The following is a 15,170-nucleotide window of genomic DNA, read 5'->3' on the forward strand; positions in this document are numbered from 1 at the left end:
GCAAAAAGAAAACCTCCGCACCTGCCAATAGAGGAAGCGGCGCGGAGGTGCGGAGTCGTTATTTGGTATCAAGTATGCTGACAGCCTTGTTAGGCCTTATCCACATTGAAGTATGTTGCTTGCGGATGAGCGAACACCATCGCGGTGACAGAGGCTTCCGGCTCCATCATGAAGCCTTCGGTCAAGTGCACGCCAATATCCTCGGGCTCCATGAGGCGGAACAGCGGCTCCTGATCCTCCAGGTTCGGGCAGGCCGGGTAACCGAACGACACCCGAATGCCCTGGTATCTGGCGCCGAACCGTTCCTTCCTCGTCATCTCGGCCGGATCGGGGATGCCCCATACTTCCCGCATCATATGATGAATCCGCTCGGCCAGACCTTCCGCCAGTTCCAGCGCCACCGACTGCAGCGCGTGGGAACGCAAATACTCTCCCTGCTGCTTGAATTCATCCGATCGCTCGCGGACTCCCTTCCCGGCCGTCACGACCAGGAAGCCGACGTAATCCATTACGCCGCTCTCCTTCGAGCGCAAGAAATCGGCCAGACACATAAAAGGCTCGACCTGCTGCCGCGGGAACGTGAAGGTATGCAGGACTTCATCCTGCCGCTCCGGATTATAGATATGGATGGAATCCCCTTCCGACTGGGCCGGGAAGAAACGGTACATCGCGTTCGCCTGCAGCACGCCGCTCTCCGCTTCCTCATGCAAAATCCGGTCGACGGTCTCCTTCAGTTCGAACGTCTTCGGATCGCGCTCCTTCAAGCGCTGCTCGACAGACCCGCGCATGCCGAGATGATGCCCGAGCAGCATCTGCATATTGACGTACGGAATGACTTGCGGCACAGGAATATTGCGCAGCACGTGACGCTCCAGGTCCGGCGGAAGATGGACGGGCGCTTCCTTAATCGCCGAGCGGACCGCACGAGTCAGCTTCGGCAGCTTCTGCTCCGCTTCCTCTTCCTTGGCGAGCCGCTCCTTATGCGCGCGCAGCTCGTCTACGAGGAGCTGCCGTTCTTCGGCATTCATCAGCTTGTTCGCCAGATCCAGCCCCTCCATCGCATCCTTCGCATAGAGAACAAGCCCGTCATATTCCGGAATGATCCGGGTTTTCGTAAATTTGCGCGTCAGCGCCGCCCCCCCGACCATGATCGGCACATCGATCCCGGCGCTCCGCAGATCTTGTGCGGTCACCACCATCTGTTGGGCCGATTTGACGAGCAGTCCGGATAAGCCGATCGCATCCGGCTTTTCTTTGCGGTATGCTTCAATTAACTGTTCAGGAGGAACCTTGATCCCAAGATTTATAATTTCATAGCCGTTATTGGACAGAATGATTTCAACCAGGTTTTTCCCAATATCATGGACGTCGCCCTTTACGGTGGCGAGCAATATTTTTCCTTTGACCGCTGTTTCGTTCTTCTCCATATGCGGCTCAAGGAACGCAACGGATGCCTTCATCACCTCGGCGCTCTGCAGCACCTCGGCAACGATAAGCTCATTATTGTTGAACAAGCGTCCTACCTCTTCCATTCCTTTCATCAGCGGCCCGTTAATAATGTCGAGCGGCGGATATTTTTCCAGGGCGAGCGTCAGATCCGGAATGAGTCCTTCCTTTGTCCCTTCCACTATATAGGAAGCAAGACGCTCCTCCAATGGAAGATCGTTTGTCTTCACCTTCTTTTCTACCGTACGGTTGCGGAAGGCGGCGACAAACTCGGCCAGCGTCTCGTCATTCGTGTCGTAGAGGAGCGCTTCGGACAGCTTCCGCTCATGCTCCGGTATGGAGGCATATCTCTCCAGCTTTTCTGTATTCACAATCGCATAATCGAGCCCCGCCTTCGTACACTCGTACAGGAAAACCGAGTTCAGCACTTCCCGGCCGGCTTCCGGCAAGCCGAACGAAATATTGCTGATGCCAAGTATCGTCTGGCAGCGCGGCATCGCCTCTTTGATGAGGCGGATCCCTTCGATAGTTTCCTTCGCCGAGCCGATATATTGCTCATCGCCCGTTCCGACCGGGAACACCAGCGGATCGAAAATAATGTTTTCCGGCTCAATGTCGGAGTCTCTGACGAGGATGTCAAAGGATCGCTTGGCGACCGCCAGCTTCTCCTCCCGGGCAATCGCCTGCCCGCGCTCATCGATCGTGCCGACGACGAGCGATGCCCCATAGCGATGAACTAAGGGAACGACGTTCTCGAATTTTTCCAGCCCGTCCTCGAGGTTAACCGAGTTAATAATCGCCTTGCCTTGCGTATATTTTAATGCGAGCTCCAAGACTTCCGAATCGGTCGTGTCAATGACGAGCGGGACTTTGACCTTCTTTACCACTTCTTGCAAAAACGCGCGCATATCTTCCGCTTCATCCCGATCCGGGTCCTGTAGACACACATCGATGACATGGGCTCCGTTCTTCACTTGCGCACGCGCTATCTCTGCCGCTTCTTCAATCTTGCCTTCCCGGATTAAGCGCTTGAACTTGCGTGAACCGAGTACGTTCGTCCGTTCGCCGACCATGTACGGACGGCTCTCATTCTCGATGTATACCGTCTCGATCCCGGATACAGCCGGCGGATGGCTTCCGGCTTGCCGCCGAGGTTCGTATTGATCCAATTCCTCTTTGAGCACACGGATATGCTCCGGCGTCGTCCCGCAGCAACCGCCTGCGATATTCAACCAGCCCCGCTCGGCGAAGGCGGCGATTTTGCGAGCAAGCGATTCCGGGGATTCATGATAATGTCCGTTCTCGTCAGGCAGGCCCGCATTCGGGTAACAGCTGATCGCCGCCCGGCTTATCGCAGCGAGCGAACGCAAATGATCGCGCATAAATTCCGGACCGGTCGCACAGTTCAAGCCGATCGACACCGGATTCAGGTGCTCGAGGGAAATATAGAAGGATTCAATATTTTGTCCGGCAAGGGTCGTTCCCATCGGCTCGATCGTGCCTGAAATCATTAACGGCAGCTTCTGTCCCATCGCCTCCATCGCCCGTTGAATAGCAATCGAACCTGCCTTCACGTTCAACGTGTCTTGAGACGTCTCCAGCAGCAGGGCGTCGACACCCGCTTCAATAAGCGCCAGCGCCTGTTCGTAATAACTATCAACCAGTTGATCGAAGGTAACCCCGCCGGTGACCGACAGAGTTTTTGTTGTAGGGCCCATCGCTCCGGCGACATAGCGCGGCCATTCCGCCGTGCTGAACTTCTTCGCGGCCTCTACCGCCAGCTTCGCGGCCGCGAGATTTAATTCCCTGGCCCGTTCTTGGAGATCGTACTCCGCGAGCACAATGCTGGTGGCCCCGAAGGTGTTCGTCTCCAGTATGTCGGCCCCGGCTTCAAGGTATTGTTCGTGTATACGTGAAATGACGTCGGGACGAGTCAGTACAAGCATTTCGTTGCATCCGTCCAAATGTTCGCCTCCGAAATCTTCCGGCGATAAATCCGCCTGCTGAATCATCGTCCCCATCGCACCGTCGAGAATGAGAATGCGTTCTTGAAGTCGTTCTTCTAATGTTGGTTTCTTCATCCTTCTACCCACCCTCTGTCAAACGTTTAGAACTTAGTTTAACAGAAGTGCAACGTTTAGGAAAGACTTGTGATCTTTTCACTCGATAAGCTCTTGCCCATTCATTTCCTGTGTACTATAATACAATCACAATTATTCTGATTATGAAAGTAGGGATTGGCGTATGGCAGAGATTCGGATTCGAAACACGAATGAAAAAATTACGGGAGAAGAGAATGTTCGTGATTTCCTGGAGAGGCAAGGCGTGCTGTATGAGCACTGGAATCCGAACAAATTAGCCGCTTCCCTGCAAGACAAATTTGTGCTGACGGATGACGAGAAGCAAGCGATTCTTGATGCATTCGATGAGGAAATCCGTGATCTGGCCGTGCGCCGAGGGTACCGGACATGGGATATTATCGCACTCTCCGACGCAACGCCGAATATCGAGGAGCTTCTGAAAAAATTCGAGCAAGTACACACCCACACCGAAGACGAGGTGAGAGCGATTACGGCCGGCAATGGGATCTTTGTGATTAAAGGATCCGATGACGTCGGCTACATGGATGTCATTCTGTCCGCCGGCGATGTCATCTCCGTTCCGGAGAACAAGCCGCACTATTTTACCTTAATGGACAACCGCAAAATCGTAGCTGTTCGCCTATTCATCGAGACGGAAGGCTGGATCGCCCATCCGTATGCAGATCCGTCTTTCAAAAAAGCGTAACGGAAAAAATAGACGAAAGCCCTGTCGCCATGACAGGGCTTCCTATTTTATCATTTCACTTCGAATTGCTTCTTCGGCATCGAATGCATATCGCGTGCCGTTACATGGGAGATCACATTGTAAGTGCCCGCTTTGTCAAACGTATGCTCGAATTGATATGTACCATCCTGGGTGAAGGAGCCCGCGGCGCGCTCGTGCTGTTCTTCCCCTTCCAGCCAATACTCGAACTCCACGGTATCCGCATCATCCACCGCTTGGTCGTTCTGCGTAACACGCGCGGTTATCGTGACAGGCTCATTTACTTTCACTTCCGCAGGAACCTGCAGGTCTACTTTAATCAGGTCTGGGATCGCCCCATCTTGTCCGTGCTCTGCGTGCCCGCTGTGATCAATGGAGCCATTGTGGCTCGCATGCTCGCCGCCATTGCTGCTGCCATTGCCGCAGCCTGCAGCGAAAATAAGCATCATGCAAAGCGACAGCGCCAACATTGCCTTCTTCATCATGCCCATTCACTCCTTAACTATTTCCAACCACTCTATGTATTCATTATAAACAACATCACTCCGCAAGATATGACTCGATCGGGCTAGATTCTGAACGGTTATGTGACGGTTGTGTGACATTCGTCACATCAGCAACTTGACATGCCGGCGCCTCGGCCGGATGGTTTGCTCCCATTAAGCAAGAAAGCCCGCCTTGCAAGGCAAGCTTTCCTTCATTTTCAGGTTTATTTGAGCGCCGCTTGATTTATCGCTTCAATCACGTTGGTCAATTCCATCAAGTTGGTTATTTGGTGTTCAGGCCTGATCTTGCCGGTCAATGTCACGCCCTTGCGATTGAGCCAGGCGTGATGCATCCCGACATTCTGGGCCCCTAATATATCAGTAGTCAGCTTGTCTCCAACCATCAGTCCTTCATGAGGGCCGATAGCCAACAAGGACATAGCATGGCGGAACAGGCTTGGCGCAGGCTTCCCTTCCGGATGATCGCCGGAGATGACGATATGATCGAAGAACGGAATGATATCCGGGATGCCATCAAGCTTCTCCTGCTGCAAATCCGGCGCCCCGTTCGTCAAAAGGAGCAGCTGATAATGAGGCTTCAACGTTCGCAAAATATCGTAAGTCTCTTCATAAACGTAAGAACGCGCCCGCCGTTCGCTCATGAATCGCTCCGCCAGCTCTGCTCCCAACGACTCATCCTCGCAACCCGAATGGCGAAGACCGGTCGTCCAGGAGGCAGTGCGGTAAGATGGCGCCAACTGCTGGAGGTAACGGAATTGCTCATGTTCTCCCCCGGTAAAGCGGCCCCACAATGCCTCGAACGGATTGATGCCAATGTTGGTCGTGAAGGCGTAGGTTTCATAGCTTTCATATAAAGCTCTTGCCGCGTTTCGCACTTCCGTCTCCAATTGTTCCGCATCAACCCCCGCTTTCGAGTGTGCGTATTGGCACACGGCGGAAAAGGCTTCTTCCACACACCGCTCATCCCACAGCAGCGTATCATCAAGATCGAATAATACGGCACGAATGGCCATTGCGACTCCCCCTTGTCCCACTCCGGCAAACCTACTTCTTCGGCTTCACGAAGACAACCTTGTCCGACTGATCCGTCTCGTTGGCCTTGCCGTTCTTGTCTTCTTTTGAATTCTCTTCGTACGCTATCCGGTTCTGAGCGGCGAACTGCTGCAGCCGCGCATTCATCGCTTCGATGTCATAGCGGTTCATCATGCGGGAGAATACCCAGTTCGAGCCTTTGCCGTTCTTTTCAATAACGATAAAGCCTGGCTGGTACGTTATTTTTTTGATATCTTCCACTTTGAGCGTACGCAGCCGATTCCATTTTGTCGTGCTTAGTTCGTCTTTCGCGACCCGCAAAAAAGGCCGGCGCAAAAACAGCATCAATGCCAATGCCAAATAACAAATAACAGTTACCCAGTACAGCGTCGGGGACGGCAGACTCGTACCGACACTGCCAAGCAGCGCATAAATGATCGTAAACCCGGTCAATATCAAAGGAAGAATAAAATTCCGGCCCTTGAATTCATCGAACGCAACCGTATGGGAAGCGATCCCCGGCTTGCCCTGCTTTTTGCGTTGTTTGTTCAACTGAGCGCTGTTGCGCCGTACTTGGCGTTCCCAACTACGCGACATCCATCCAGACCTCCTATATGTTACACACTCTAATGAACGATGTTTCCCGATTGATTGTTCTGTTCGCCTTCTTCGTCTTCGACATAGCGAATGCTGTCCAACTTGTTGCGGACCTGCTGACGGAACAATTCAAGGTACTGCTCTCTTAGCGCGGCCCGTTCTGCAAGTTCCTCCGAGTTCAGCCCTGCGCTCTTATGCTTGCGGGCCAGTTCATTGATGCGAGCGATTAATTTATCCATATTCATCTTGTACCCTCCATACCATGGTGCATATCTTCTACTTTGACATGCTGCATCAGCCTTGTCAAGCAAGCTGACAGCGATGGAATACAAGAAGCGGCTCCTTCGGCCTCAGCCGGTGAGAAGAGCGGTGCTGCGAGAACAATGATCCCGGCCTCAGCCGAATTATGGTCAAGAAAGTATCGGCACGACAAGGACGATGCCGGATTGCAGCGTATGTCCCCTTAAGTCATTCAACTGAATGATCTTGTATATGTACTCCCGGGTATCCATCCCGTTCGGTTTGTATTCCGTCGCGATTTCCCACAGGCTATCCCCAGGCTGAACAAGCACTCGCTCCGTACTTACAGAAGGCTGCCCGGATACTGCGTCGTCATCCCCCCATGCTTGTACGATTCCCGCGCACAAAAGGAACAGCAGGCCGGAGAGCAGTACCGCCCGAATCAATTTTCTTCTATTATAAGGCTTTGGCTTTACAGGCTGACGCAGCGTTGATCTTGCTTCCGTTCGATATGCGTAACTCCGTCTCGGGCTATATACCATTTCACTCATGTCCGCTCACTCCCCAAACACTTGTTCTATTCTTAATGTCCATAATGTAACACGAACATACGTTCAGGTCAACCGTTTTTGAGGAACGTGCGTTCTCTTTTTTTGTTCCCCAAATCCGAATATGGGGCATGCGTTGAAAGAAAACGAATAAACCGCATAAAATCAAGGATTTTTTAGAACTTACGTTTGTGCGAACGGAGGTTCTATGGTATAATTTTGACAAAAGAGCATTCATTGGAGTTGATATCTTTGTCTAAAATATCAAGTCGACAACAAGCGATCCTTGATTTTATACGCGATGAAGTCCGCACCAAGGGCTATCCTCCTTCCGTAAGAGAGATCGGGGAAGCTGTCGGCCTCGCATCGAGTTCCACGGTGCACGGTCATCTCGATCGGCTGGAGAAGAAAGGCTTTATCCGCCGGGACCCGACGAAGCCAAGAGCGATCGAACTGCTAAGCGAACAGTCGGATCGCCATTCAGAGTTCAGCCATGCCGTAGCACGCGTTCCCGTCATCGGGAAGGTAACGGCCGGCGAGCCGATTACGGCGACCGAGAACATCGAAGATTATTTTCCTCTCCCGGTGCATATGGTGGGAGACGACGAGAACATCTTCATGCTATCCGTTGTCGGCGACAGCATGATTGAAGCCGGTATACATAACGGAGACTATGTTATCGTCCGCCAGCAGCAGACCGCGAACAACGGCGATATCGTCGTGGCCATGACCGAGGAGAACGAGGCAACGGTGAAGACCTTCTACAAGGAACGCGATCATATCCGGCTTCAGCCGGAGAATCCAACTTTTGAGCCGATCCGGTTGAAGCATGTGACGATCCTGGGCAAAGTGATTGGATTGTTCCGTGATTTTCATTAATCCTTGCTGCATGGGTGCAAATGTGGAGAAAGCCGCTTTGAGTACAGGCATTTCTGTATTCGAAAGCGGCTTTTTGACGTGTCAGGGCGGTATAACGTGATTAATTCCGGGAACGATGTGGTAAGTTACGTTACATGACGAACTTCGAAAAATCCAATCGAGAGGTGAAGCATCATGACATCCCATCAGCAGATGAAGCAGACCCTGCCCGCCCAGCATCAGAACCGCCAACCAGGCCTCGAGACGGACATGAATCCGCGTCCGCAATTCGAATGCCATTCCTATTCCGCTGCGGGCAAGCTGAAGAACAAGGTTGCGCTGATTACCGGCGGCGACAGCGGCATTGGCCGCTCGGTCGCCGTGGCGTTCGCCAAGGAAGGCGCCGACATCGCCATCGTGTATTTGAATGAGCATGACGATGCCAAGGAAGCGAAGCGGCATGTCGAGGAGACAGGACGCCGCTGCCTGCTTATCGACGGTGACATCGGAGAAGAATCGTTCTGCGAGCGAGCGGTGGAACAGACTGTGAAGGAGCTCGGGAAGCTGGACATATTAGTCAATAATGCCGGTGAGCAGCATCCGCAGGGGCGCATAGAAGACATTACAGACGCACAGCTTCAACGTACATTCAAGACCAACATATTTGCGATGTTCTATCTGACGAAGGCGGCAATGTCCCAATTGAAACGGCATACTGGCGTTATCATTAACACCGCCTCCGTCACCGCGTATCGGGGAAGCGCAAATTTGTTGGATTATTCCGCCACCAAGGGCGCGATAGTCGCCTTCACCCGCTCCTTGTCAGCGAATCTGGCACCGGACGGCATCCGGGTGAACGGCGTGGCGCCCGGCCCGATCTGGACGCCGCTCATTCCGTCCACATTCGATGCGAATCAGGTCAGTCAATTCGGCGGGGACACGCCGATGCAGCGACCTGGACAGCCTCAAGAGCTCGCTCCCAGCTACGTGTATCTAGCCAGCGCGGATTCCTCTTACGTCACCGGACAGATCCTGCATGTCAACGGCGGCGAAATCATTAATGGCTGACGCATTAAAAGCTTAGGCCATTACTTAGGGAAGCACTCGATTTCGCGCGTTAACCTTTATGCCACCAAGACTCGACGATTTGATGAGCGACAGCCGGATTATATCCTCTCCCAATCAGATATGATACGGCTGCCGCTTCACGGAGCGCATGCTCAACGGATATTGTTTGCGCTTCTTTTAGTCCGTTAATCACCCATGGCTCAACGATCTGCAGTGTTTCAATCTTCAAATTTTGCGTCTCCGGATAATAATGCGGACAGAACTGCGAAGAAGAATAAGGATGAATGTGTGGCCCCGGGTAAACATTCATGGGGTATGGCTGGTATTGGTAACTCACGGAAAAACGTCTCCCTTCATATGTCATACCCCTAACATATGCCTATCGCTCGAATGTGCTCCTGGACATGAGGAGAAACGTGCAGCTTGTGCTCAAAAGCCGGACATAAAAAACAGCCCTGCTGACTAAGCAGGGCCTCGAACAGAAGGGGGCCTTTGCGCGCACATGCGCAAGGCACTGTCTCATCAGGACCTATTAATAAATAAATGCGCGGGAAACGATGACAAGCAGAATAAACAACACCAAAATTACGCCTGTCGAGGTCCAGAGCCCTCCAACGCCACAAGTAACTCCACTCATTTGAGTTACCTCCTTTCTCTTGGTACTCCCATGATATTAGAATTACGGACGGTTTGACTTGGCTATAACCCATAGGCATAAATTTGGGCCGATCGTACGAACCATGCTCCCAAAAGAGCGACCTGCTCTCTCCCCAATACCCAAGTGTCTCGCCTAAATTATTCATGTTAATTTTCTTGGAGCTATAGCACAGTCATTTAAAGCATTGGCTCATATTGTAGTATGGAAAGGAGGTGGCTTGAATGAGACGTCATCGCAAAGCAATCACGGTCATTCTTAAGGAAGGGCAGAAAGTGTTGGTCGTGTGCAAAAAACGGAGAAGACATTTCTGGTAATCTCATTTTTTGGAGCGCCGTTGATCCTTAGCGTTGGTGCTCCATCCCCCTTCCGCTGACGGCCTGTTCCAGCCTTTCGGCGTCTTGATTGAAATGCAGTTTTGCTGCTTTTGGGGCACCTCCCCGTGTATATCCGCAAGAAAAAAGTCTCGGCGTATCCCAATGTCATTGAGTTTAGCTCAAAGACAAGAGCCGAAAACATAGGAATCTGAAACGGCCTTGGAAAAGACCCTGTGCCGTTTCTTTTTTTGTATACAAGCAAGGAAAAAGCGTACAGCAAACAAAGCGGACGGAAGATCCGCTTAAAAAGTGTTCATATGAAACGAATTATGCTACTCTATAGACGAAGCTAACAACTGATTTGCAGCGTATTTTGCGCGTATTCTGCTGCCCTGGGCGAACGGGTCGAATCGGCAAAATGTTTTTGCGGATCAGTGCTTCAACATCGGGCGGGGGTTCATCGTGCCGTACAAACGTGGACGGCAACCGTGAAGTTGACTTGGTATGGGTGCCGTTTATCCATTTGGGAAATGACGACGTGCGAGGTCCTCATTTCAGCGAAATTGTACATGATCATTCTTGCGAAAATCTCTTGGGTGATGGACTCTCGTCTCTTTGCGTGAAAATTCGTCAGACGGACAGTATACTTTAATGCCCGGAAAGAGGTTTCAATGCCCCATCGCCTGTTATACATAGACTTGATTTCAACGGGTGGGAAATCAGCGGCAGAATGATTCGTAATGACGGTCTCATAAGCGCCATGAGGCAGGACGAAACGAACCACCCGAAAGGAAATCGGGTAAAACAAGTTCTCATGCAAATCCAAAAAATCAAAGGTTGACGTGGAAGGAACGAACTTGTACATCTCGGGATTAGCCTTGACCTCTTTGGTTTGTTTTTTGGTGAGTGTCAGTTAAACATCCCTATCAAACTTTCCGCTAGAGGGCAAACGCAAGCCCGAAAGAATACCATTGGAATCCAAATCCTTTACCCGTATAACATAGTTCCACCCTTTGCGCTCCAGATGCGCGAAATTGTTGTAACTTTCATAACCTCTATCGGCAATCACAATGGTTTTGCCCTTGATGGGAGAACGGTCGACCATCGCAGCCAGCGCCCTTCCCTCGTTGCACAACCTTCGTGGTTGAACAAGGGCATCCACGTACAGTCTGTTGCACAAGTCATAGGCAGCGTTCAAATGCAGAAGGTTATAGCCTTTCGTGTTCGGTTGACGCTGTTGCCCCCCATGGAGATCAGGAGTTGTATCACCGTTTCAAAAGAAAGCTTTTTCTTTCGGGTAAAATCTTTTTCAGGGTTTTTGACATAAGGTGCTGGTGCGGCTGCCATTTCTCGTATGAGGGATGGCAGCGTTTCTTTTAGCGAATTCGCGTACTCATTCATTGGCGTAACCTCCTCGTTTTTTTAAGGGGCTTCGCCACACATATCCATCTACCTGTTAAGTCTTGATTTTTTTTGAAACAAAAAAAAGAGCGGGCTATCTTTTCGATAACCTGCTCTTGTGCTTGATTATGCTTTCCGCGCCTTATCTTAATGACATTGCGGCGTATCCGGCGCTTTTTGTTTTTCTCGGAACAGCATTCCGAACCAACGGGGAGAGAGCCATGCTCCATCCATGCGGTCAATCCCCCATATGGTAATGCGGAGTTTGAGTCGATTCATCCAATTCTAGTCGGTGAATTAAAAGCCATCGATATGGTCATTAACGAATTTATTCAATTATTTGAAATACACATAAGTGAAGCCGTGGAAGCGTCCAGGATAAACAGTGGAGAAACAGAAGCTTTTCCCCCGGCAGGCAAAGATTCTAAATCTGATGCTGAGAAAGGACGGGAATGTGATGAAACACATAAACAGTTATATCGATTCCGTATTTTCTAGCCAAGATGATCTTTTGGAAGAAGTTATTTCATCAATACGGGAAAACGGAATGCCTTCTATTTCGGTATCTCCTTCCTCCGGAAAACTCCTAACGATGCTTGTTTCTATTTCAGGGGCTAAAAATGTGCTGGAAATAGGGGCTTTGGGCGGCTATAGCGGAATTTGTCTAGCGCGAGGCTTCGATGGAGAAGGAAAATTAACTTCTCTTGAATTAGAGGAGAGTTACGCAAAATTAGCCTGCAATAATCTTGCTAAAGCAGGCTTTGGCAATCAAGTCACCTATTTTACCGGACCCGCTTTGCAAAGTCTTGAAAAATTAGTTGCCGAGAATAAAAGGTTTGACTTTTTCTTTATTGATGCTGACAAGGAAAATTATGATCCTTACTTGAACTATTGCATTCAACTCGCTGAACCCGGCGCTGTAATCGTGGCTGATAATGTTCTGGCAGGCGGCAGTGTAGCGGATCAGGACGCGCTTCCGAAGCGTTATACTGAATTAATGAAGAAATTCAATGAAACCGTAGCCCATCATCCTCAATTAGATTCGCTGCTCATTCCGCTAGGCGATGGACTGACCGTCGCAAAAGTAAGGAAATAAAAAATACATCATACTGCATGCGATATATTGACAAGAGCCTCGGAGGAATCCGGGGTTTTCTTAATTTCGTCTAATTTAAGGTATGGCATATATGAATATATGGTCATATAATTAAGTCGGAGGGGGCGGAATTTTGAAGAAATTAAGTGCATTATTTTTGGTGTGTTTGTTGGTCTTGGCAGGCTGCGGGGGCGGGGGACAGTCAAAAGACGACGGGCTGGTCCTCGACTATCTCAACACGTTCGTGAATGGAACCGATGTGGATGCCAAGAAGAAGTTTGTCGAAGAGAAGGTTCATCCGGACATCAAGCCTCTATTTGCATTAGGGCAAAATAATGTGACCGACGAGAGCAAGATGTACAAAGATCCGAAAGTTATGGAGTCAATTGATTACGAGGAAGCCGGAAAGAAAGGAACACTCGTACTGGCACGAGGAACCGTTGACGGGAATGAAAAAGAAATCATCGTGCTGGTTATGGAAGGGAAAATCGCCTTCGGATTTACCCCTGACGGCGAAGGAGATGTCAAGGCAGGATACGATGAAATGCGCGCCAAATTTAAAACAGAAGCCTTGAAGTAACCGCTAAGCCCCGGACCACTCCGGGGCTTCTCTCTTCCCAAACGCCGTATATTATTGTCTGACATCTCATAAAGAACATGAAGCGAATTTTTTGGGGGCGTTTTGTGGGCATCGACCCTAACGCCGCTATCATTCTCTTCAGGCCCCACAATAAAAATCCCCAGAAGCCTTGCGGCTCTAGGGATGAAATAATTAATACAAGGTCATATATTGATCGCGTTCCCACTGATGAACCTGTGTTCGATACATATCCCACTCGATTTCCTTCAACTCCATGAAGTGCTGCAGCGCATGCTCGCCGAGCGCATCGCAAATGGTCTCGTCGCGGAGCAAAGCCTCCAGCGCTTCCTTGAGGCTGGATGGCAAGCTCGGGATGCCTTCCGCTTCGCGCTCTTCGTCCGTCATCACGTAGATGTTCCGGTCGGTCGGCGAAGGCAGAGCGGATTTTTTCTTGATGCCGTCCAAACCCGCTTTCAGAATGGCGGCCAACGCCAAATACGGGTTCGCAGACGGATCCGGGTTGCGGACCTCGACGCGCGTGCTGAGACCGCGGGATGCCGGAATGCGGACCATCGGGCTGCGGTTGCTCGCGGACCAAGCGACGTAGCATGGAGCCTCGTATCCCGGAACGAGCCGCTTGTAGGAGTTGACCGTCGGATTCGTAATGGCCGCGAAGCCGCGGGCATGCTTCAGGACCCCGGCCATGAAGCGGCGCGCATCGTCGCTCAGGCCCAGCTTATCCTTCTCGTCATAGAACGCATTCTCCTTGCCTTGGAACAGGGAGATGTTGCAGTGCATGCCGGAACCGTTCACGCCGAACAGCGGCTTCGCCATGAAAGTGGCGTGCAGGCCATGCTGGCGCGCGATGGTCTTCACGACGAGCTTGAAGGTCTGAATCTGGTCGGCCGCCTTGATGGCGTCCGCGTACTTGAAATCAATCTCATGCTGTCCCGGCGCCACTTCATGGTGGGAAGCTTCGATTTCAAAGCCCATTTCCTCCAGCTTCAAAACGATCTCGCGGCGGCAGTTCTCCCCGAGATCCGTCGGGGCCAGGTCGAAATATCCGCCCTGGTCGTTCAGCTCCATCGTCGGGTTGCCCTTCTCATCCGTCTTGAACAGGAAGAACTCCGGCTCCGGTCCGACATTCATCGCCGTATAGCCCATTTCTTCCGCTTCCTTCAGCGCCCGCTTCAAAATGCCGCGCGGACATCCGGCGAACGGAACTCCATCAGTTGTATATACGTCACAAATCAACCGAGCTACACGATCTTCCGTTACCCATGGGAATACCACCCAAGTATCCAGATCAGGCACCAGATACATATCTGATTCTTCAATCCGCACATAACCTTCGATAGAAGAGCCGTCAAACATCATTTTGTTGTCCAGCGCCTTATTCAATTGGCTTACCGGGATCTCCACATTCTTGATGGTCCCCAGCAAATCCGTAAATTGAAGCCGGATAAATCGTACATTTTGTTCTTCCGCAATGCGTACAATGTCTTCTCTGGTGTAACCCACAGGGTAACATCTCCTTCTTGTGAACCTGGAATAGAGGCGTGATCACTTGGTAAAGAACCGAGACAGTTCACCTTGAATCAATGACACTTGGCCTGGTCTGTTTCCGGAAATGAGCTGCTGCTTCAGCATTCGATGCAGTTGAGTCTCCGACAGTTCCTTGCATTTGCTTTCCGAATCATCGCTTAGCACGGTCGCCTCCTCGGATTCCTTGGAGACCGGTTGCAGCACTTGCTTGATCCCGGCGATGTTCACGCCCTTCTCAATAAGCGCCTTAATCTCCAACAGCCGCTCCACGTCATTGAACGAAAAGAGACGCTGGTTGCCGGACGTGCGTGCAGGCATAATCAATTCATGCTGCTCGTAATAACGAATCTGCCTTGCGGTCAAATCCGTCAGCTTCATTACGATGCCGATTGGAAACAAAGCCATATTTCTGCGAATTTCATCCCCCACCGCTCATCAACCTTCCTCTGGTGATCCCTTGCTCCCCTTCATTGTAG

General features: G+C 51.1%; 18 protein-coding genes and 1 pseudogene. 6 read left to right on the forward strand and 13 right to left on the reverse strand.

Going from position 1 to position 15,170, the window contains the following annotated elements:
• Positions 1–89: 89 nt before the first annotated feature.
• Entirely contained in the window at positions 90–3,527 is a 3,438-nt protein-coding gene (gene metH / locus L6439_RS15545) for a methionine synthase (RefSeq protein ID WP_213468294.1), read from the reverse strand.
• A gap of 163 nt (positions 3,528–3,690) precedes the next feature.
• On the opposite strand from metH, the gene L6439_RS15550 reads away from it, so the two are divergent.
• Complete coding sequence (locus L6439_RS15550; RefSeq protein ID WP_168181161.1) at positions 3,691–4,233, forward strand: 1,2-dihydroxy-3-keto-5-methylthiopentene dioxygenase; 543 nt, start codon at positions 3,691–3,693, stop codon at positions 4,231–4,233.
• A 50-nt stretch (positions 4,234–4,283) separates the two neighbouring features.
• Here the strand turns inward: L6439_RS15550 and L6439_RS15555 are convergent, their stop codons facing one another.
• From L6439_RS15555 to L6439_RS15575, 5 genes are all read right to left on the reverse strand, one after another.
• Positions 4,284–4,736: a FixH family protein gene (locus L6439_RS15555; protein WP_213468293.1), complete on the reverse strand. Its 453-nt coding sequence runs from the start codon at positions 4,734–4,736 to the stop codon at positions 4,284–4,286.
• A gap of 224 nt (positions 4,737–4,960) precedes the next feature.
• A complete protein-coding gene (locus L6439_RS15560) occupies positions 4,961–5,770 on the reverse strand; it encodes an HAD family hydrolase (protein ID WP_168181163.1) in 810 nt (269 codons plus the stop codon).
• A 31-nt stretch (positions 5,771–5,801) separates the two neighbouring features.
• Positions 5,802–6,386 (reverse strand): methyltransferase, encoded by a 585-nt coding sequence (locus L6439_RS15565; RefSeq protein ID WP_213468292.1) that lies wholly within the window; start codon positions 6,384–6,386, stop codon positions 5,802–5,804.
• Positions 6,387–6,415: 29 nt separating this feature from the next.
• Positions 6,416–6,631, reverse strand: coding sequence for a DUF896 domain-containing protein (locus L6439_RS15570; protein WP_168181165.1), 216 nt, complete (start codon positions 6,629–6,631; stop codon positions 6,416–6,418).
• 165 nt (positions 6,632–6,796) lie between these two features.
• Positions 6,797–7,177 (reverse strand): LysM peptidoglycan-binding domain-containing protein, encoded by a 381-nt coding sequence (locus L6439_RS15575; RefSeq protein WP_213468291.1) that lies wholly within the window; start codon positions 7,175–7,177, stop codon positions 6,797–6,799.
• A gap of 249 nt (positions 7,178–7,426) precedes the next feature.
• Here L6439_RS15575 and lexA point away from each other — a divergent pair, with 249 nt between their 5' ends.
• Together lexA and L6439_RS15585 are read left to right on the forward strand one after the other, a co-directional pair.
• The gene (gene lexA, locus L6439_RS15580; RefSeq protein WP_168181167.1) at positions 7,427–8,053 is read left to right on the forward strand and encodes a transcriptional repressor LexA; all 627 of its coding nucleotides are present in this window, start codon (positions 7,427–7,429) and stop codon (positions 8,051–8,053) included.
• A gap of 174 nt (positions 8,054–8,227) precedes the next feature.
• The gene (locus L6439_RS15585) at positions 8,228–9,100 is read left to right on the forward strand and encodes an SDR family oxidoreductase (protein WP_213468290.1); all 873 of its coding nucleotides are present in this window, start codon (positions 8,228–8,230) and stop codon (positions 9,098–9,100) included.
• 49 nt (positions 9,101–9,149) lie between these two features.
• On the opposite strand, the gene L6439_RS15590 is transcribed toward L6439_RS15585, so the two are convergent.
• From L6439_RS15590 to L6439_RS15600, 5 genes are all read right to left on the reverse strand, one after another.
• Positions 9,150–9,437, reverse strand: coding sequence for a hypothetical protein (locus tag L6439_RS15590; protein ID WP_237096497.1), 288 nt, complete (start codon positions 9,435–9,437; stop codon positions 9,150–9,152).
• A 195-nt stretch (positions 9,438–9,632) separates the two neighbouring features.
• Complete coding sequence (locus L6439_RS15595) at positions 9,633–9,737, reverse strand: sporulation protein YjcZ (protein ID WP_234399621.1); 105 nt, start codon at positions 9,735–9,737, stop codon at positions 9,633–9,635.
• A gap of 792 nt (positions 9,738–10,529) precedes the next feature.
• Positions 10,530–10,937, reverse strand: a complete 408-nt coding sequence (locus tag L6439_RS29720; RefSeq protein WP_213468289.1) for a transposase — start codon at positions 10,935–10,937, stop codon at positions 10,530–10,532.
• A 48-nt stretch (positions 10,938–10,985) separates the two neighbouring features.
• Positions 10,986–11,270, reverse strand: coding sequence for a transposase (locus tag L6439_RS29725; protein WP_213468288.1), 285 nt, complete (start codon positions 11,268–11,270; stop codon positions 10,986–10,988).
• Positions 11,267–11,473: a hypothetical protein gene (locus L6439_RS15600; protein WP_213468287.1), complete on the reverse strand. Its 207-nt coding sequence runs from the start codon at positions 11,471–11,473 to the stop codon at positions 11,267–11,269. Before L6439_RS15600 ends, L6439_RS29725 begins: the two co-directional genes overlap by 4 nt.
• A gap of 261 nt (positions 11,474–11,734) precedes the next feature.
• On the opposite strand from L6439_RS15600, the pseudogene L6439_RS15605 reads away from it, so the two are divergent.
• The 3 genes and pseudogenes from L6439_RS15605 to L6439_RS15615 all read left to right on the forward strand — a co-directional run.
• Positions 11,735–11,971, forward strand: a pseudogene (locus L6439_RS15605) (hypothetical protein); the annotation flags it as partial.
• Positions 11,931–12,569: an O-methyltransferase gene (locus L6439_RS15610; RefSeq protein WP_213468429.1), complete on the forward strand. Its 639-nt coding sequence runs from the start codon at positions 11,931–11,933 to the stop codon at positions 12,567–12,569. The pseudogene L6439_RS15605 and the gene L6439_RS15610, both read left to right, overlap by 41 nt.
• 133 nt (positions 12,570–12,702) lie before the next feature.
• On the forward strand, positions 12,703–13,149 hold the full coding sequence (locus L6439_RS15615) for a hypothetical protein (RefSeq protein WP_213468286.1): 447 nt from the start codon (positions 12,703–12,705) through the stop codon (positions 13,147–13,149).
• A gap of 192 nt (positions 13,150–13,341) precedes the next feature.
• On the opposite strand, the gene glnA is transcribed toward L6439_RS15615, so the two are convergent.
• Entirely contained in the window at positions 13,342–14,670 is a 1,329-nt protein-coding gene (glnA, locus tag L6439_RS15620; protein ID WP_168181169.1) for a type I glutamate--ammonia ligase, read from the reverse strand.
• A gap of 42 nt (positions 14,671–14,712) precedes the next feature.
• Positions 14,713–15,123 carry a MerR family transcriptional regulator gene (locus tag L6439_RS15625; RefSeq protein ID WP_168181170.1) on the reverse strand — a complete coding sequence of 137 codons (411 nt, stop codon included), beginning with the start codon at positions 15,121–15,123 and terminating at the stop codon, positions 14,713–14,715.
• Positions 15,124–15,170 lie beyond the last annotated feature (47 nt).

The organism is Paenibacillus dendritiformis (assembly GCF_021654795.1).
Taxonomy (GTDB): domain Bacteria; phylum Bacillota; class Bacilli; order Paenibacillales; family Paenibacillaceae; genus Paenibacillus_B.

Coding starts and splice junctions, on each gene's coding strand:
- metH (WP_213468294.1), bottom strand. CDS start 3,527: ATGAAGAAACCAACATTAGAAGAACGACTTCAAGAACGCATTCTCATT.
- L6439_RS15550 (WP_168181161.1), top strand. CDS start 3,691: ATGGCAGAGATTCGGATTCGAAACACGAATGAAAAAATTACGGGAGAA.
- L6439_RS15555 (WP_213468293.1), bottom strand. CDS start 4,736: ATGATGAAGAAGGCAATGTTGGCGCTGTCGCTTTGCATGATGCTTATT.
- L6439_RS15560 (WP_168181163.1), bottom strand. CDS start 5,770: ATGGCCATTCGTGCCGTATTATTCGATCTTGATGATACGCTGCTGTGG.
- L6439_RS15565 (WP_213468292.1), bottom strand. CDS start 6,386: ATGTCGCGTAGTTGGGAACGCCAAGTACGGCGCAACAGCGCTCAGTTG.
- L6439_RS15570 (WP_168181165.1), bottom strand. CDS start 6,631: ATGAATATGGATAAATTAATCGCTCGCATCAATGAACTGGCCCGCAAG.
- L6439_RS15575 (WP_213468291.1), bottom strand. CDS start 7,177: ATGAGTGAAATGGTATATAGCCCGAGACGGAGTTACGCATATCGAACG.
- L6439_RS15585 (WP_213468290.1), top strand. CDS start 8,228: ATGACATCCCATCAGCAGATGAAGCAGACCCTGCCCGCCCAGCATCAG.
- L6439_RS15595 (WP_234399621.1), bottom strand. CDS start 9,737: ATGAGTGGAGTTACTTGTGGCGTTGGAGGGCTCTGGACCTCGACAGGC.
- L6439_RS29720 (WP_213468289.1), bottom strand. CDS start 10,937: ATGTACAAGTTCGTTCCTTCCACGTCAACCTTTGATTTTTTGGATTTG.
- L6439_RS15600 (WP_213468287.1), bottom strand. CDS start 11,473: ATGAATGAGTACGCGAATTCGCTAAAAGAAACGCTGCCATCCCTCATA.
- L6439_RS15610 (WP_213468429.1), top strand. CDS start 11,931: ATGAAACACATAAACAGTTATATCGATTCCGTATTTTCTAGCCAAGAT.